This is a genomic window from Photobacterium gaetbulicola, assembly GCF_003025515.1.
Taxonomy (GTDB): domain Bacteria; phylum Pseudomonadota; class Gammaproteobacteria; order Enterobacterales; family Vibrionaceae; genus Photobacterium; species Photobacterium gaetbulicola.
Window position 1 is genome coordinate 24393 of sequence record NZ_PYME01000029.1, and the last position, 13638, is coordinate 38030.

The 13638-nt window shown below is 55.8% G+C and carries 17 protein-coding genes; 3 read left to right on the forward strand and 14 right to left on the reverse strand.

The window, feature by feature from the left end; translation table 11 throughout:
• Positions 1-21: 21 nt before the first annotated feature.
• Genes flgL through flgB form a run of 11 tightly spaced genes read right to left on the reverse strand, consistent with a single transcriptional unit; the run spans position 22 to position 8945 of the window.
• Positions 22-927, reverse strand: coding sequence for a flagellar hook-associated protein FlgL (gene flgL / locus C9J03_RS21090; RefSeq protein ID WP_044622695.1), 906 nt, complete (start codon positions 925-927; stop codon positions 22-24).
• A 10-nt stretch (positions 928-937) separates the two neighbouring features.
• Entirely contained in the window at positions 938-2314 is a 1377-nt protein-coding gene (gene flgK / locus C9J03_RS21095) for a flagellar hook-associated protein FlgK (protein ID WP_044622694.1), read from the reverse strand.
• Positions 2311-2808 carry a rod-binding protein gene (locus C9J03_RS21100; RefSeq protein ID WP_052260779.1) on the reverse strand — a complete coding sequence of 166 codons (498 nt, stop codon included), beginning with the start codon at positions 2806-2808 and terminating at the stop codon, positions 2311-2313. The genes flgK and C9J03_RS21100 overlap by 4 nt, the downstream gene beginning before the upstream one ends.
• 8 nt (positions 2809-2816) lie before the next feature.
• Positions 2817-3908, reverse strand: coding sequence for a flagellar basal body P-ring protein FlgI (locus C9J03_RS21105; protein ID WP_231580726.1), 1092 nt, complete (start codon positions 3906-3908; stop codon positions 2817-2819).
• 39 nt (positions 3909-3947) lie between these two features.
• Positions 3948-4646 carry a flagellar basal body L-ring protein FlgH gene (gene flgH, locus C9J03_RS21110; RefSeq protein ID WP_052829722.1) on the reverse strand — a complete coding sequence of 233 codons (699 nt, stop codon included), beginning with the start codon at positions 4644-4646 and terminating at the stop codon, positions 3948-3950.
• 3 nt (positions 4647-4649) lie between these two features.
• On the reverse strand, positions 4650-5435 hold the full coding sequence (gene flgG / locus C9J03_RS21115) for a flagellar basal-body rod protein FlgG (RefSeq protein WP_039463612.1): 786 nt from the start codon (positions 5433-5435) through the stop codon (positions 4650-4652).
• 10 nt (positions 5436-5445) lie between these two features.
• Entirely contained in the window at positions 5446-6177 is a 732-nt protein-coding gene (locus C9J03_RS21120) for a flagellar basal body rod protein FlgF (protein WP_044622692.1), read from the reverse strand.
• 10 nt (positions 6178-6187) lie between these two features.
• Positions 6188-7390 carry a flagellar hook protein FlgE gene (gene flgE / locus C9J03_RS21125; RefSeq protein WP_044622691.1) on the reverse strand — a complete coding sequence of 401 codons (1203 nt, stop codon included), beginning with the start codon at positions 7388-7390 and terminating at the stop codon, positions 6188-6190.
• A 36-nt stretch (positions 7391-7426) separates the two neighbouring features.
• A complete protein-coding gene (locus C9J03_RS21130; protein WP_052829721.1) occupies positions 7427-8140 on the reverse strand; it encodes a flagellar hook capping FlgD N-terminal domain-containing protein in 714 nt (237 codons plus the stop codon).
• A gap of 10 nt (positions 8141-8150) precedes the next feature.
• Complete coding sequence (gene flgC, locus C9J03_RS21135) at positions 8151-8573, reverse strand: flagellar basal body rod protein FlgC (protein ID WP_044622690.1); 423 nt, start codon at positions 8571-8573, stop codon at positions 8151-8153.
• 6 nt (positions 8574-8579) lie between these two features.
• Positions 8580-8945 (reverse strand): flagellar basal body rod protein FlgB, encoded by a 366-nt coding sequence (flgB, locus tag C9J03_RS21140; protein ID WP_039463625.1) that lies wholly within the window; start codon positions 8943-8945, stop codon positions 8580-8582.
• Between the two features lie 211 nt (positions 8946-9156).
• Here flgB and flgA point away from each other — a divergent pair, with 211 nt between their 5' ends.
• The 3 genes from flgA (at position 9157) to flgN (ending at position 10771) form a co-directional block, all read left to right on the forward strand.
• Positions 9157-9906 (forward strand): flagellar basal body P-ring formation chaperone FlgA, encoded by a 750-nt coding sequence (gene flgA, locus C9J03_RS21145; protein WP_044622689.1) that lies wholly within the window; start codon positions 9157-9159, stop codon positions 9904-9906.
• 68 nt (positions 9907-9974) lie between these two features.
• Entirely contained in the window at positions 9975-10286 is a 312-nt protein-coding gene (gene flgM, locus C9J03_RS21150; RefSeq protein ID WP_052260781.1) for a flagellar biosynthesis anti-sigma factor FlgM, read from the forward strand.
• Between the two features lie 50 nt (positions 10287-10336).
• On the forward strand, positions 10337-10771 hold the full coding sequence (gene flgN / locus C9J03_RS21155; RefSeq protein WP_052829720.1) for a flagellar export chaperone FlgN: 435 nt from the start codon (positions 10337-10339) through the stop codon (positions 10769-10771).
• Between the two features lie 101 nt (positions 10772-10872).
• Here the strand turns inward: flgN and fliJ are convergent, their stop codons facing one another.
• The 3 genes from fliJ to fliH are packed head-to-tail and all read right to left on the reverse strand — an operon-like array spanning position 10873 to position 13638.
• Positions 10873-11301 carry a flagellar export protein FliJ gene (gene fliJ / locus C9J03_RS21160; RefSeq protein WP_039463633.1) on the reverse strand — a complete coding sequence of 143 codons (429 nt, stop codon included), beginning with the start codon at positions 11299-11301 and terminating at the stop codon, positions 10873-10875.
• Positions 11294-12634 carry a flagellar protein export ATPase FliI gene (gene fliI / locus C9J03_RS21165; RefSeq protein WP_039463636.1) on the reverse strand — a complete coding sequence of 447 codons (1341 nt, stop codon included), beginning with the start codon at positions 12632-12634 and terminating at the stop codon, positions 11294-11296. The genes fliJ and fliI overlap by 8 nt, the downstream gene beginning before the upstream one ends.
• Positions 12631-13638, reverse strand: coding sequence for a flagellar assembly protein FliH (gene fliH, locus C9J03_RS21170; RefSeq protein ID WP_082060577.1), 1008 nt, complete (start codon positions 13636-13638; stop codon positions 12631-12633). The genes fliI and fliH overlap by 4 nt, the downstream gene beginning before the upstream one ends.

Here is a 13638-nt window from a genome sequence, read left to right on the forward strand (position 1 = left end):
GGCTCACCGGCAGAGTAACTATTACATAATACTAAACAGTGACAGGCTGGCGGTCTTGACATAGGTCGCCTGGGTGGCCTGCAGTGCCAACAGATAATTGTTGTACTGCACCATGGCATCGGCGTAATCAAGATCTTCCAGCTGGCCAATCAAGTCATTGTTGAACAGCTCGACCTCGCTGTGGCCATCTTGCATGGTCGTCAAGGAGTTCTGCCGGCTACCGAGGCTGGTCACAGTACCGGACACTGACATCAAGGTCTCGTCCAGCACGTCGACACTACGTTCAATAATATCGCTTGCCGCCAAGTCATAGCCAGGGTCACGCAGCGCGACCACTAACTCATCCAGCTGGTTGAAGATATCCGTGCCGCCCGAGAAAAACATATCCTCGGCATTGACGTTGAGCTGAATCGTCACCCCATCGCCCACTACCACCTCGCGCACACCGGTATCACCTTGGTAAATCCAGTTACCGTCATCATCTTTGACCAGTGGCTGGGTATTGACCTCATTGCCCGAGAAAATGTACTTGCCGTTTTCATCCTTGGCATTGACCAGGCTCACCAAACTGTCTTGCAAGTGCTCAAGCTCATTGGCCATGGCTGCCCGCTCATCCGGGCCATTGGTATCGTTACCGGCCCACAACATCAAATCGCGCATCTGGTGCAGGACATCCACCGCACTGCTCAGGTAGGTTTCCTGCTTCTTGAGCGCCACGTCGGCCTGCTCGATATTGCCCAGGTACTGGCCAATCGACGCCTGCTCACGTTTGAGGCTCATCACCCGTGTCGAGGCCATCGGATCATCAGAAGGAACCAGCAGACGCTTGCCGGTTGCCATCTGCTGCATGATCTTGTTTATGCCCAAAGAGTTCTGGCTGAGGCTGCCAGACATCATCTGGCTGTATTGATTGGTACTTACGCGCATTGCTAACTCCTTAGAACAACTGCATGATAGAGGCGAACACCTGGTTAGAGGCGTTAATCACTTGCAGGTTGGCCTGATAGGCTTGCTGGTACATCATCAAGCTCACGGCTTCCTCGTCGAGGTTAACCCCGCTGGTCGCCGACTTCTCAATCGTTGCCTGCAAGTAGATATTGCTGGCGGCATCGTGATCGGACTGCGCCTGACGGCTTTTCACCGCAATATCCCCCAGCAGGGAGTTGAACGCACTGCCCAAAGTCTGCGAGCCCAGGTGGCCAATCTCGAACTCCTGATCTTTAATCTCGATCAGCTTCATCAGGTTGTCGGTATTGCCCGGGGTCCCGTCGCCGGAAAGTGCCAGATCTTCCGGCTTGAAGTCCGGGTTGATTGACATGGTTGCAGCAGGGTTTTCCGGATCGAACACAAACAGTGGTTTACCCGGCTCGCCGTTGAGATCAAAACCCTGGGCCAACTGATCATTAAACGCCTGGGCAAACTCAGAAGCGATGTCATTGATCGCAGCCTGGGTCGGGATAAGAACATCCTTTTCGTATTCGGCCAGCGCCCCGAGCTTACCGCCGATATCATCATCAAGCGGGAAGTTCTGATCGTTGAACGACAGCGACAGCACATCGCCGCGCGGGTTGTTGGGATCCGACTCCAAGCTGAACTGGGCGACTTGGTTGCCCATCACCAGCGGCTGCCCGTTTGGCAGAGCAATGTTGAGCGTACCGTCACCGGCATCGGTAATACGGACGTCGACGATTTCCGACAGCTCGGCAATCAACACGTCCCGCTCGTCCTGCAGCGCCGAGGTGTTAGCACCTGTTGCCTCGCCCTTACGAATTTCTTCGTTGAGCTTGCTGATGTTGCCAAGCAAACTGTTGGCCTGAGATACCGCGCTGCTGCGCTGCTGCGACAAATCGTTGTACTGGCCATCGAGCGAACTATTGAGCTGGTTGAAGCGGTTGCTCAGGGCTTCCGCTTCACTGATGATCTGGGTGCGGTGGGCCGAACCATACGGTGACACGCTGGCACCATTGAGGGCCGAGAAAAAGCTGTCGAAGCCCTGGCTCAGATCCATCGAGTCCCCTGACAGCAGGGTTTCCAAGCGCTTTAACTGCTGGGCAGAGGTTGAGGTGGCCCCCAGCATCGAGCCGGCACGAAAGATCTGGTTGGTTTGGTACTGGTCGGTGACCCGGCGGATCGAGCTGACCGAGACACCGTTGCCGGCATCTTTCATACTCATGCTGGTCGAGCCCACCGCCGACAGGTGTACCTGCTGGCGGCTATAGCCCGGGGTGTTGATATTGGCAACATTCTGGGCGGTGACGTTCATGCCCACTTGGCTGGCCTGGATCCCAGACAAACCGATATTCATCAAACTCATACGTTGGAGTCCCCACGGTTAAAATGCAGCAAAGACTGGCTGAATGCGCTGCCCGCAACCGGAGCTTGCTCTGCCTTACTTGAAGTTAAAGCGACCTCATGCCCGGCTTCCTTAAACGCCGAATCCCCCCCCAGCTGACGGACAATCACTTCCGCCAGGCCGAGCTGGCTTTTCGACATTTCGATGGCCACCTGGCCATCGAAAAATTCCTGGTAGGTCTTGTGCTCACGGCTGCCGAACAAGGCATTGTCATCATCGCTATTGAGTGCTTCGCTCGCTTTGCGCATCTGTTTCAGGACCATCTGCAAAAACAGGGACTCAAACTGCTCAGCCACCGTTTGGATGGCCTGCTGCGGATCCTCACTCCCTTTCAACCCGGTCAACTGACGGCTGTCGAAGGTGGTGACCGTGCCCATATGGGAGTTCGCCGCAATTCGGCTGGTCGCCATGGGTTGAAGCGCCATGGTATTGACCGGTAAAACAGTTACTGTCATGGGTATCCTTAAATCACGACCAGTTCGGCATCCAATGCCCCAGAAGAATGCAGGGCCTGCAGAATAGCGATCAGGTCATCGGGAGAAGCCCCGAGGCTGTTGACGGCTGAAACAATCGTTTCCAGCTCAACCCCTTCCGGCCAGATGAACATCGGATTGCGCTCATGATTGATATCGATGTCACTCTCCGGGGTCACAACGGTGTTACCGCGGCCAAAGGCATTAGGCTGGCTAACGTTGAACGACTCGGCAATCGTCACCGTCAGATTGCCGTGACTTACCGCAGCCCGGCCAATCCGGACCCCATTGCCGACCACCACAGTTCCGCTGCGGCTGTTGAACACCACCCGCGCGCGCTGGCGACCAATATCGACCGTCATATCTTCAAGCATCGACATAAAGATCACCCGCTGTTCAAAATCCTGCGGCGCAAAGACCTCGACCCGAGCATTGCTGATCGCCACCGCCGTATCCGGGCCAAACACCTCGTCGATCTGGCGAGAAATATTACGGGCAGTGGTAAAATTCGGACGCAGCAGGTTCAGGGTGACTTTTGGCTGGGTGATGAAATCCGATGGGATTTCTTCCTCAATAATCGCACCACCTGGAATACGCCCGGTAGTAGGCACGTTAACGGTGATACTCGAACCCGAACGGCCCTCGGCCTTGACCCCGGCTACAACCAAGTTGCCCTGGGCCACCGCGTAGATCTGCCCGTCGATTGCCCGCAGCGGTGTCATCACCAAACTGCCGCCCCGCAGGCTCTTGGCATCACCGATCGACGATACGGTGACATCGATGGTTTGCCCCGGCCCTGCCAACGGAGGAATAGAGGCATGGACGCTCACCGCGGCCACATTACGCAGCTTAGGGTCGATATTGTCGGGAAGCTGCAAACCGAACTGGCGCAGCATATTGGTGACAGACTGGCTGGTAAACTTCACCTGGTTACGGTCACCAGTACCATCCAAACCTACCACCAGGCCGTAACCGATCAGCTGGTTTTCCCGCAGCCCCTGAATATCAACCAGGTCAATCAAGTGACGCTCGTTGACTTGCGCATGGGCAGCATCGACAAACAAGAAAGGCACGACCAGCATCGTCAGTAGTATGATAAGTTGCTTAAACATAATGCCTCGCTAGATTGGGAACAGCGGATTGACAAACAGCTTGGTCAACCAGCCCGCTTCGTTGGCATCTGCCAACACCCCGCTTTGGGAGTAAGTAATCCGCGCATCACCGATACGCTGGGAAGAAATCTGGTTGCCGTTGTCGATGTCATCGACCCGTACCAGGCCATCAAGGCGGATGAATTCATCTCCCTGATTAAGGCGGATCCATTTCTCCCCTTTGATACGCAATACCCCGTTTGGCAATACTTGGTGCACCATGACGGTAATGGAACCACTCAAGGAATTGCGCTGGGAGCTGGCCGAGCTGCCACGAAAATCTCGGTTGCCCGAAATATCCCCGCTGGCACTGCCACTGCTGGAGTTGGTGGAAAAGCTGCCCATCAAGCCGCCGCTGGCATTCTTGCCAAAATTGGTATTGGCCTGCTTGCTCGAGCGGGTGTCTTCATCCAGCGAGACCGTCAGCATGTCACCGACCCGGTAGGCGCGGCGATCCTGAAACAAGGTCCACATATAGCCGTCACGGTAAACGGAACCACTGCGGGCATCCGGCAGCGAGTAATCAAGCATCGGCGGCGCATAGTCCAGATCATCGGGGGCCGGGCGCTCATCAATCAATGAAGGGGTTGATGAACACCCCGCCAGAAGCATGGCTGCCAGCCATGCCCCCAACCGCTGGGTAATATTATCCTTCGTCAGTCCTGCCATGGCTTACAGTACCTGGGAAATGTACTGCAACATCTCATCCGACGATGACAGCGCCTTCGCATTCATCTCGTAGCCGCGCTGGGTGGTGATCATATCCACCATCTCCTCGACAACCTGCACATTCGAGCCTTCCAGGACACCCTGTTTGATCTGGCCAAAGGCCCCTTCACCAGCAATACCGTCAATCACCTCGCCGCTCGATGCAGTGGCGCGGAACATGTTGCCACCCAAGGCTTCGAGACCGGCCGGATTGATAAAGTTCGCCAGGGTGATCTGCCCGATTTCCTGCGGCATTTCATCTCCGGCAATCTTGGCCGACACAATGCCATCGCGACCGATAGTGATCGTCTCAGCATCCTGCGGCACTTGGATTTGCTGGGCCAACGGCAGGCCCTGGGCATTCACAATCAGGCCGTCGGAGTTAAGGTGGAACTGACCATTGCGGGTAAAGGCCTGCTCACCGTCAGGGGTTTCCAGCTCGAAAAAGCCCTGGCCGTCAATGGCAATATCCAGGCTCTGGTTGGTCGTTTGGTACATGCCTTCGGTGAAGACTTTCTGGGTACCGATCACACGGACACCAGACCCCAGCTGAATACCACTTGGCAACTCGTTGACTTCATCGGCCATGGCACCCGGCTGGCGCTGGATCTGGTAGAACAGATCTTCAAACGCCACGCGATCGCGCTTAAAGCCGACCGTATTGACGTTGGCAAGGTTGTTGGAAATGGTCGCCATTTTGGTATCTTGGGCGGCCAAGCCTGTTTTGCTGATCCATAGTGCTGCGTTCATCTTTTATCCTTTACGCTCTGATCAGGCGGTTGCCTGCTTCTGCTAATTTTTCTGCGGTCTGCATCATCTTCAGCTGCATTTCGAAATTGCGGCTCAGCTGCATAGATGCCACCATTTCCTCCACAGCAACCACGTTACTTTGCTCGAGAAAGCCCGACACCATCTTCACGGTCTCGTCATCATTGAGCGGCTGGCGGCCGTTGGTCACGAACAGGCCGTTTTCCAACTTGGACAGATCCTGCACTTCGGGGTTGACCAACTTCAACCGGCCAACTTCAACCGCCAAGGCCTCACCTTCCGGCACAATATTGATCAGCCCGTTATCACCGAACTCAATGCTGCTGTACAACGGGACGTTCATCACGTCGCCGCCGTCAGCGAGCACCGGCAGCCCGCCGATCATCAGGTCCCCGTTCTCGGAGCGCTCTATTGCCCCCGAGCGGGTATAGGCTTCCTCGCCTTCCGGCAGGCGGACCGTAAAAAAGCCCTCGCCACGGATCGCCAAGTCGAGCTCGCGCCCGGTAGTTTGCAGTTCGGCCGCATCAAAACGCGTCCCCGCCGACTGGGCCTCGACCATGGTCCGGGTGTCAAAACCGCTGCCCTGCACGGCAAACGCCTGGGCACGCTCCATGTCAGCACGGAAACCATGGGTGTTGATATTGGCCAGGTTATTGGCGCGTACTTGCTGAGCATTGAAGACCCGCCCAGCACCGCTTGCCGCGGTATAAATAAAACGATCCACGCATCAGCCCTTACATGTTAAATAGCACTTGAGTCAGCTGCTGCTGGGTGGACAGAGACTGGGCATTGGCCTGGTAATTACGCTGTGCTGTCATCAAGCCCACCAGCTCACCGGTCAAGTCAACATTCGACTCTTCGATATACCCCGAGTAAAGACCGCCCAATGTGCCCGAGCCCGGAACCCCGATCAGCGGCTGGCCTGAGGATTGGGTTGCCGACCAACCGGTGTTACTCACCTGCATCAAACCGCCGCTGTTCGGGAAGTCTGCCAGCACGATCTGGCCCTGCAGCATCTGCTCGCCATTGCTGTAATTGGCAAAGACCATGCCGCTGTCATCAATGGAGATCCCGGTCAGCTCGCCGGAGGTATGGCCGTTGCTGCGGTTGGTCGATACGGCAAACTCGCTGCCGAACTGGGTCGATCCAGTCATCGACAGAGCAATATTCATCTCCGCGGCCCCTTCTGGCGCATAGGTCAGGTTGATATTGCCGGTAGGGTCAACCAGCTTGCCGCTTTCATCGAATTGCAAAGCCTGGCCGCTTTCGTTTTCCATCACCTCGCCGTTCATGGCGTAGTGCACTTCCCACTCGTTTTCGCCGGTCTTGACAAAGTACTGGGTCAGGGTGTGCTCATTGCCCAGCGAATCAAAGACCGTGGTGGTATAGGAAGAATTGAAGCTGTCGCTGTCTTCCGGGTCGAACGGGATACGATCACCGTTCTCGTCGACAATGATGCTGGCCCCCGCATCCAGATTGGCGGAGAAATCGACACGGTCAGTGGCTTTCGCCGCCACCGAACCGGTTTTGACCTGAATATCCCCGACCGTACCGGTCAGCAGGTTGCCGTTGTTGTCGGTGGTGTAGCCCTGCAGACGAAGACCTGCGCTGTTGACCAGGAAATTGTCCTTGTCCTGGTTGAACATACCGGCGCGGCTGTAGGTGTAGGCACCGTCTTCGCCCTGCAGGACAAAGAAGCCATTGCCACCAATCGCTAGGTCAGTGGTGCGGCCGGTCATGCTAAAGCCCCCTTCGTTGAAGGACTGGGACAGGCTGGCCAATTCAACACCGCCGCCCATGCCGCCGTTCATCAATGCCGAGAATTCAGCACGCGATGACTTGAAGCCAACAGTCGAGACGTTAGCGATGTTGTTACTAATGGTGTTCAATTCCTGAGAGGTGGTGTTTAGCCCACTCATTGCAATGTTAAAGCTCATTATTATTTCTCTTCTAACCTAGATTTTTGCAAACCGCTATCGGCGGCCAGCCAACGTAAATAAGGGAGTGGGTTCCGGAGACTGAGAGGCTGAACCCTGGCTTTCACCGTACTGGTTAACATTGTAAAACGGCACATAACCAACACCGGCAATCAGGAACTCCGGTGAGCCGCCGCCCGGTGGAATTCGCATCTTCTCAATCTTGCCGGCCACCATGACATCGGGCTTGTAGTCGCTATCGTTTGTCACCACAGTGAGATCATATTGGCCGTCTTTAAGGCCCATAGCTTTAGGATCAATGACAAACGCCACTTCACCATCACTGTTCGCGCCCAGCTCGATGGTGTGCACCAGCTCACCGGCATCGTTGCGGATCTCCACCTTGAGATCATCGACCGTGCTGTCGAGCTCAATGACCGCATCGAGCGGTTTGCCTGCCAACTCCAGACTATCCGTGGTCACCCGGACATCCTGACCGACCATACCGGCTGTGGTCAGCACCTGGATGTTGTCGAGCAGTACCATTTGGTTGAGAACCGTACCGTTCATGTTCTGCATCGTCTCGACCTGGGTCATCTGCGCCATCTGGGTCATGAACTGGGTGGTATCCAGCGGATCAAGCGGTGTCTGGTTCTGGATCTGGGCAATCATCAGGGTCAAGAAAGTGTTGTCCTGCTGGCCATTGCTGGCAATCGGGTCCTGACCCGTTGTTGTCGTGCCGCTGCTGCTGGTCACATAGGGAGTACTCATCGGCTTATCCTCACTGTCCGAGTTTTAACAGGCCCTGCTGCATGCTGCGCGCACGCCCGAGGACATCGACACTGGTTTCAAAGCTGCGTGACGCCGACATCATATCGGCCATTTCCGACACCACATCCACGTTAGGGTAGAACACGTAGCCATCGTCATCGGCAATCGGGTTGCTTGGTTCATAGCGACGTACCAGCTCCCCTTCAACCGGTACCACATCGACAATCTGCACCCGGGCGCCGGCGCGCTGGTTGGCCTGGAACTGGCTGTTTTCATACACAGTCGAAAACACCGGCTTGCGGCTGCGGTAAGTGCCCGCTTCGGTGGTGGAGGCCGCATCCGCATTGGCCAGGTTACTGGCGATGGTGTTGAGACGAAGCGTCTGCGCTGTCATTGCCGAGCCGGCTATTTGGTAAATCTCACTGAATGACATAATGAATTACTGTCCTTGAATAGCTGTCGCCAGCCCTTTAAATTTCATGTTCAAAAAAGTCAGGCTGGTTTCAAAATCCATAGCGTTCTGGGCATAGTGCGCCTGCTCCACCCCCAGCTCAACGGTATTGCCATCCATCGAGTTGTTGTAAGGGTTACGGTATTGCAGCGCCGGTGCCGTTTGTGCCGGTGCCTGCCCTCCCAGACTTTGCGCTTCCACGGATGCTATCGCGGCCTGAAAATCAAAATCTCGCGCTTTGAACCCCGGTGTATCCACATTGGCCAGGTTACCGGCCAGCACCTTGGCACGCTCGCCGCGAAGGTTTAAAGTGTGCGGGTGAATCCCGAGGGCTTTGTCAAAACTGATCCCCATTTGGTGTCCTTGATTGCAAGAGGTCTTAAGCTGACCAGTTACTAACAAATAACGTGCCAACTTTTAAATCATTGATTTTTAAAAACAAAAAATACCAAACCACTCAAGGCGGAAGTGACACTTCCGTTGCAGGAAGGTGAGCGGAAACAACGAAGCGGAAGCCGTTCCGCTATCAGGAAGGCACCAATGGCAACAGAAAAAAAAGGACAAAATGATCGAGATACCCCGTCACTCAGCACTCATCGCCTTGCTACTCACCCTGTCGCTCGCCAGCAGAGCGGGGGAGCCAGCCAAGCCAAAATCACCCGCCCCTGCCGAGGCCCAGATAATGCGCCAGGTCTCGCAGGCGATAGAAAGGGCAGTCAACCACGCGGCAAAACTACACCGCTGGCCACCGGCGACACCAGAGATCACGCTGCGGCTGCCAAGCGGTAGCCACCGCTTGGTCGAATGCCCCTCTGCGCTTGATATTGAGCGTATAGACCGGCGCCGCTATCCGGCAGGCCGCTTGCGATTTGCGGTCAGTTGCCCGCAACCGGACTCTTGGCAGCTGACGGTCCAAGCCGATGTCAATGTCACCGTGCCGGTTGCTTTTGCTGCCCGTACCGTCAGTAAAGATGCGGTGCTCAACGCCGAGGACATCACCCTCAAAGCCACCAACATCGCCACCATCAACCGCGAGTTCATTGCCTCGCCCAAAGGCTATCTCGGCCAGCGCGCCTTGCGGCAAATTCGCCGAGGCCAACAACTCTCCCCCTCTCACCTGAGTCCGGCCTACCTGGTTGCTGCCGGGGACAAAGTGATCATCCAAGCCAGCAACGGAGAATTTAGCGCGACCATGCCGGGGATCGCATTGGAGGGGGGGTATGGCGACCAACAGATACGGGTCAGAAATACCAGCTCCGGCAAAGTGATCAAAGCTGCGATTACCAAGCCAGGCCTGGTAACTACACTTTTCTAAATTGATTTAATCATCTAGCCCGGTTGGTCGCTTAACAAAAGTATCGGAGAAACAGTCAGGAATTTGCCATGATCGAGTCAACCAAAGCGAGTTTGCAGCTAGCGCCTGCGGTCCAAAACCAAGCACCAAAAACCTCAGAAGAGGCCAACAATCACCCAGTTTCCAAGTCACCAGCACCGGTATCGCAAGTGACCAAGGCAAGTGCCGGTGTCAGCGCCCAAGCCCAAAGCCTGGACAGCCTCCAGCAGGAGCTTAAGCGCATCCCTGATGTCGATATGGCGAAGGTCAATGAAATCCGAACCTTGCTGGCCAGCGGAAATTACGAGGTCGACTTGGACGGGTTAGCAGCCAGTATCCGCGGTGCGCACCGCCGCGATTAATTAATCGGCATTAAATTAATGCCCGGTTTACACCTCGTAAGTTGAATACCATGAGCCAAAAATCAATATCAATAATCAAGCGCTTTATTCAAGATATCCACAATGACTTATCTGATTACCAGCAGCTTTATCAGCTATTGAAGGTGCAGCATTACAACATGCTGCACCGCAATGGTGATAAGCTCACGGCGATGGCCGAGCCCCATCAGCATTTACTCCAGCAATTACAGCTACGTGCGGAGCAACGGACGCGGTTGCTCAACCAACTGGGTATGGATAGCTCCCCTGATAGTATCAATCGCCTGATCGCCGCCCTGCCGAGCCAATACCGTCACCCCGTCAGTGGCAAATGGCAAAAACTCAAGGAACTGGTTCACACCTGCATGGCACAGAACGAGCGCAACAGCCGCCTGTTGATGATGCAGCAAGACATCCTGACCCAAGTGCTTCACCCTGACAATGATGCGACCTACCAGCCGGCATAAGCCCTCCCCTTCCAGACCACTCCTGGCCTTAGCTTTTCGCAACCAATAAAAAAAGCACCACAGTAATGCCTGGGGTGCTTTTTTTAAGCGGGTTGTGCCAGTTAATAATTGGCGCGGATAAACCGCTGCATCGCCATTTCATCCATCAACTTCTGCTCGCTCCTTGTCGCCAACTGCTGATGTTGCTGGCGGCGCTTTTCAATCACGCAGTCCAAGCTCTTGACCTTCACATGCTGGCGGGCAACATGCTGCTTCAAACTCGCCTGCTCCGATTGTGAGAGGGCCAGGGTTTGGGTCTGGATGTCAGTCAGGTGCTTAAGGTGATCGCGAAGGGCAAAGCGATTGGCCCAAGCCAGCCCCGTCTCCCCTGCGACTACCTGACACGAGTCGTAAAGCGCATCGAGCTGTTCCAGCTTTTCCTGATGGCGGGCACAGTCCTGCTGCTTTTGCTGGTACTGCTGCCCCATTTTTTCCAGCTCGTCTTGCCTTAACTGGCGAAAACGCGCCAATGCTTTTGATTGCCTAGCCAAGGTTTAGCTCCTGTATCAACTGGGTCATTTGACCATTTACGGTTTCCCAGTCAGCCTTTTCATCCATTGCCTGCTGCAGGAAGGCCACCAGTTTGGGATGAGCCATCACCGCCTGATCCATTTCCGGATCATTACCCGGCTGGTATCCACCCAGCGGGATCAGCTCGCGAACCTCCTGGTAACGGCTGTAAAGCCGCTTGAAGCGCATCGCATAGCCAAGCTGCTCCTTGCTCACCACCTGTGGCATGGTACGGGATATCGACTGGGAGATATCAATGGCCGGATAGTGCCCAGCCTCTGCCAGCTGGCGGTTGAGGACCACATGGCCATCAAGGATTGCCCGGGCACTGTCGGCAATAGGGTCTTGCTGGTCATCCCCTTCCGTGAGCACGGTATAGATGGCACTCATGCTGCCCTGCTCCGAGGCGCTGTTACCTGCCCGTTCAACCAGTTGCGGCAACATGCTAAATACCGATGGCGGATACCCCTTGGTCGCAGGTGGTTCGCCCAACGCGAGGGCGATTTCCCGCTGTGCCATGGCAAAGCGGGTCAACGAGTCCATCAACAGCAACACATCCTTGCCCTGATCGCGGTAGTACTCCGCAACCCGGTGGCAAAGCTGAGAAGCCCGAAGGCGCATTAAGGGGGATTCATCAGCCGGTGCGGCAATCACCACCGCCCGTGCCAACCCTTCCGGGCCCAGAGAGTGCTCGATAAATTCCTTCACTTCGCGGCCACGCTCACCGATCAGGCCGACCACCACCACATCGGCACTGGTCTGGCGGGTGATCATGCCCAACAGAACACTTTTGCCCACCCCGCTGCCGGCAAACAGGCCTATCCGCTGGCCTTTGCCCAGGGTCAGCAGGCTATTGATGGCTCTGATCCCGACATCCAGCGCTCCATCAATCGGCCGCCGTGACATCGGGTTAATGTTTTCGCTTTCGAGGCTAATGTCATCTTGGCCCAGCACGGGCCCCAAACGATCAAGAGGCTCACCCAACCCATTGAGCACCCGGCCAAGCCACTGCGGTCCGATACGGATCTGGCTCTCGCCGTCAAGAGGCCAAACCTTGGCGCCAGAAAACAAGCCAGAGGCATTGCTGACGGGCATCAGATAAGCAACATCCCGGTTGAACCCGACGGTCTGCGCCTCAATCTTGGTGCCGTTGCCGGTTTCCACCAGGCAGCGCTGACCGGTCAGCAGCCGGCACCCCACCGCTTCTAGCATCAGGCCGGTCACTTTCACCAATCGCCCGGTGACTTTCGCCACCGGGACAGAATCGAGTGAGGCCAGTGCTTGCTCCAGGCGGTAATCGATTATGTTGCTCATGATGCCTGCCTGATCGCTCCACTCGTCTGATCGGTCGAGCTGGCTTGCTCACTGCCCGCGGAGTCGGCTTCGCTATTGCCTTCCACCACCACTTGCTCATCAAGCAGGTGCCCCTTTACCGCCGCCATGCAAGTCTCAAGGCGCTGCTCGCATCCGGCATCGGCCTCGGCATTTTTGGTCACCACTCGACATTCGCCCTGGCGTAGACTGTCGTCACAGACAATGTTCCATTCGCTGATTTTGTCGCTGGCCACTTTCTCTAGGTGAGTAAACTCTTCCTTGGCCATTTTCACTTTCAGGCCCAACGGCTCACCCGGCAAACTTTCGAGTGTTTCGTCAACCAGGGCCAAGATCTGCTGAGGCTGAAGTGCCAACTCACAGCGGATCACCTGCTGGGCGACCTTCTGTACCAATTCGCACACCTGCTCGCGCTGGCGGCGTTCGTGTTCAGCAAAAAGCTCAGCCGCCTGCTGGTACACGCGGGCAAAAGGCTGGGTCGCCTGGACAAACTGGGCCTGACCTTCCTCAATACCCTGCGCCACACCTTGCTCGCGGCCTTGCAGCAACCCTTGCTCGAAACCTTGCTGCTGGCCCTGTTCGATCCCTTGCTGCAGTCCCTCTTCATGGCCGCGGGTCATCCCCTGCTGGAACCCCTGGTTAAACTGGGCCTGGAAGTCTTCGCGCTGATCCGGTTTTTCAGCAGAATCGCTAAGTTGCGGAGCTTCGTCCATTCCGGCCAACAACCGGGCATCTTCGGTCATTGCATCGAGGCCAAATTCGTCCATCGCCAAGTTATCAAAACCCAGGTCATCCATACCGAACTCATCACCCAAGCCCAGGCCGTCATCAAAACCATTCTCCATTTCTTCGCCAAAATCCATCCCCTTCTGAGGGTGTGTCGACAACGGAGACTGCGCTAAAGTCGTAGGGTCAACCAAAGGCGGAAAGCGATGGCTGCGAAACTGACTGGGTTGCAGGCGCATGATCTTATTTCGTCTAAACAT

What these genes read in the sequence shown, in the direction of transcription:
- fliH (WP_082060577.1), bottom strand. Translation starts at nt 13,638, where the DNA reads ATGTTTAGACGAAATAAGATCATGCGCCTGCAACCCAGTCAGTTTCGC.
- flgB (WP_039463625.1), bottom strand. Translation starts at nt 8,945, where the DNA reads ATGGGGATCAGTTTTGACAAAGCCCTCGGGATTCACCCGCACACTTTA.
- fliI (WP_039463636.1), bottom strand. Translation starts at nt 12,634, where the DNA reads ATGAGCAACATAATCGATTACCGCCTGGAGCAAGCACTGGCCTCACTC.
- C9J03_RS21105 (WP_231580726.1), bottom strand. Translation starts at nt 3,908, where the DNA reads ATGCTGGTCGTGCCTTTCTTGTTTGTCGATGCTGCCCATGCGCAAGTC.
- flgN (WP_052829720.1), top strand. Translation starts at nt 10,337, where the DNA reads ATGAGCCAAAAATCAATATCAATAATCAAGCGCTTTATTCAAGATATC.
- flgH (WP_052829722.1), bottom strand. Translation starts at nt 4,646, where the DNA reads ATGGCAGGACTGACGAAGGATAATATTACCCAGCGGTTGGGGGCATGG.
- flgM (WP_052260781.1), top strand. Translation starts at nt 9,975, where the DNA reads ATGATCGAGTCAACCAAAGCGAGTTTGCAGCTAGCGCCTGCGGTCCAA.
- flgG (WP_039463612.1), bottom strand. Translation starts at nt 5,435, where the DNA reads ATGAACGCAGCACTATGGATCAGCAAAACAGGCTTGGCCGCCCAAGAT.
- flgA (WP_044622689.1), top strand. Translation starts at nt 9,157, where the DNA reads ATGATCGAGATACCCCGTCACTCAGCACTCATCGCCTTGCTACTCACC.
- flgL (WP_044622695.1), bottom strand. Translation starts at nt 927, where the DNA reads ATGCGCGTAAGTACCAATCAATACAGCCAGATGATGTCTGGCAGCCTC.
- C9J03_RS21100 (WP_052260779.1), bottom strand. Translation starts at nt 2,808, where the DNA reads ATGACAGTAACTGTTTTACCGGTCAATACCATGGCGCTTCAACCCATG.
- flgC (WP_044622690.1), bottom strand. Translation starts at nt 8,573, where the DNA reads ATGTCATTCAGTGAGATTTACCAAATAGCCGGCTCGGCAATGACAGCG.
- C9J03_RS21130 (WP_052829721.1), bottom strand. Translation starts at nt 8,140, where the DNA reads ATGAGTACTCCCTATGTGACCAGCAGCAGCGGCACGACAACAACGGGT.
- flgE (WP_044622691.1), bottom strand. Translation starts at nt 7,390, where the DNA reads ATGAGCTTTAACATTGCAATGAGTGGGCTAAACACCACCTCTCAGGAA.
- flgK (WP_044622694.1), bottom strand. Translation starts at nt 2,314, where the DNA reads ATGAGTTTGATGAATATCGGTTTGTCTGGGATCCAGGCCAGCCAAGTG.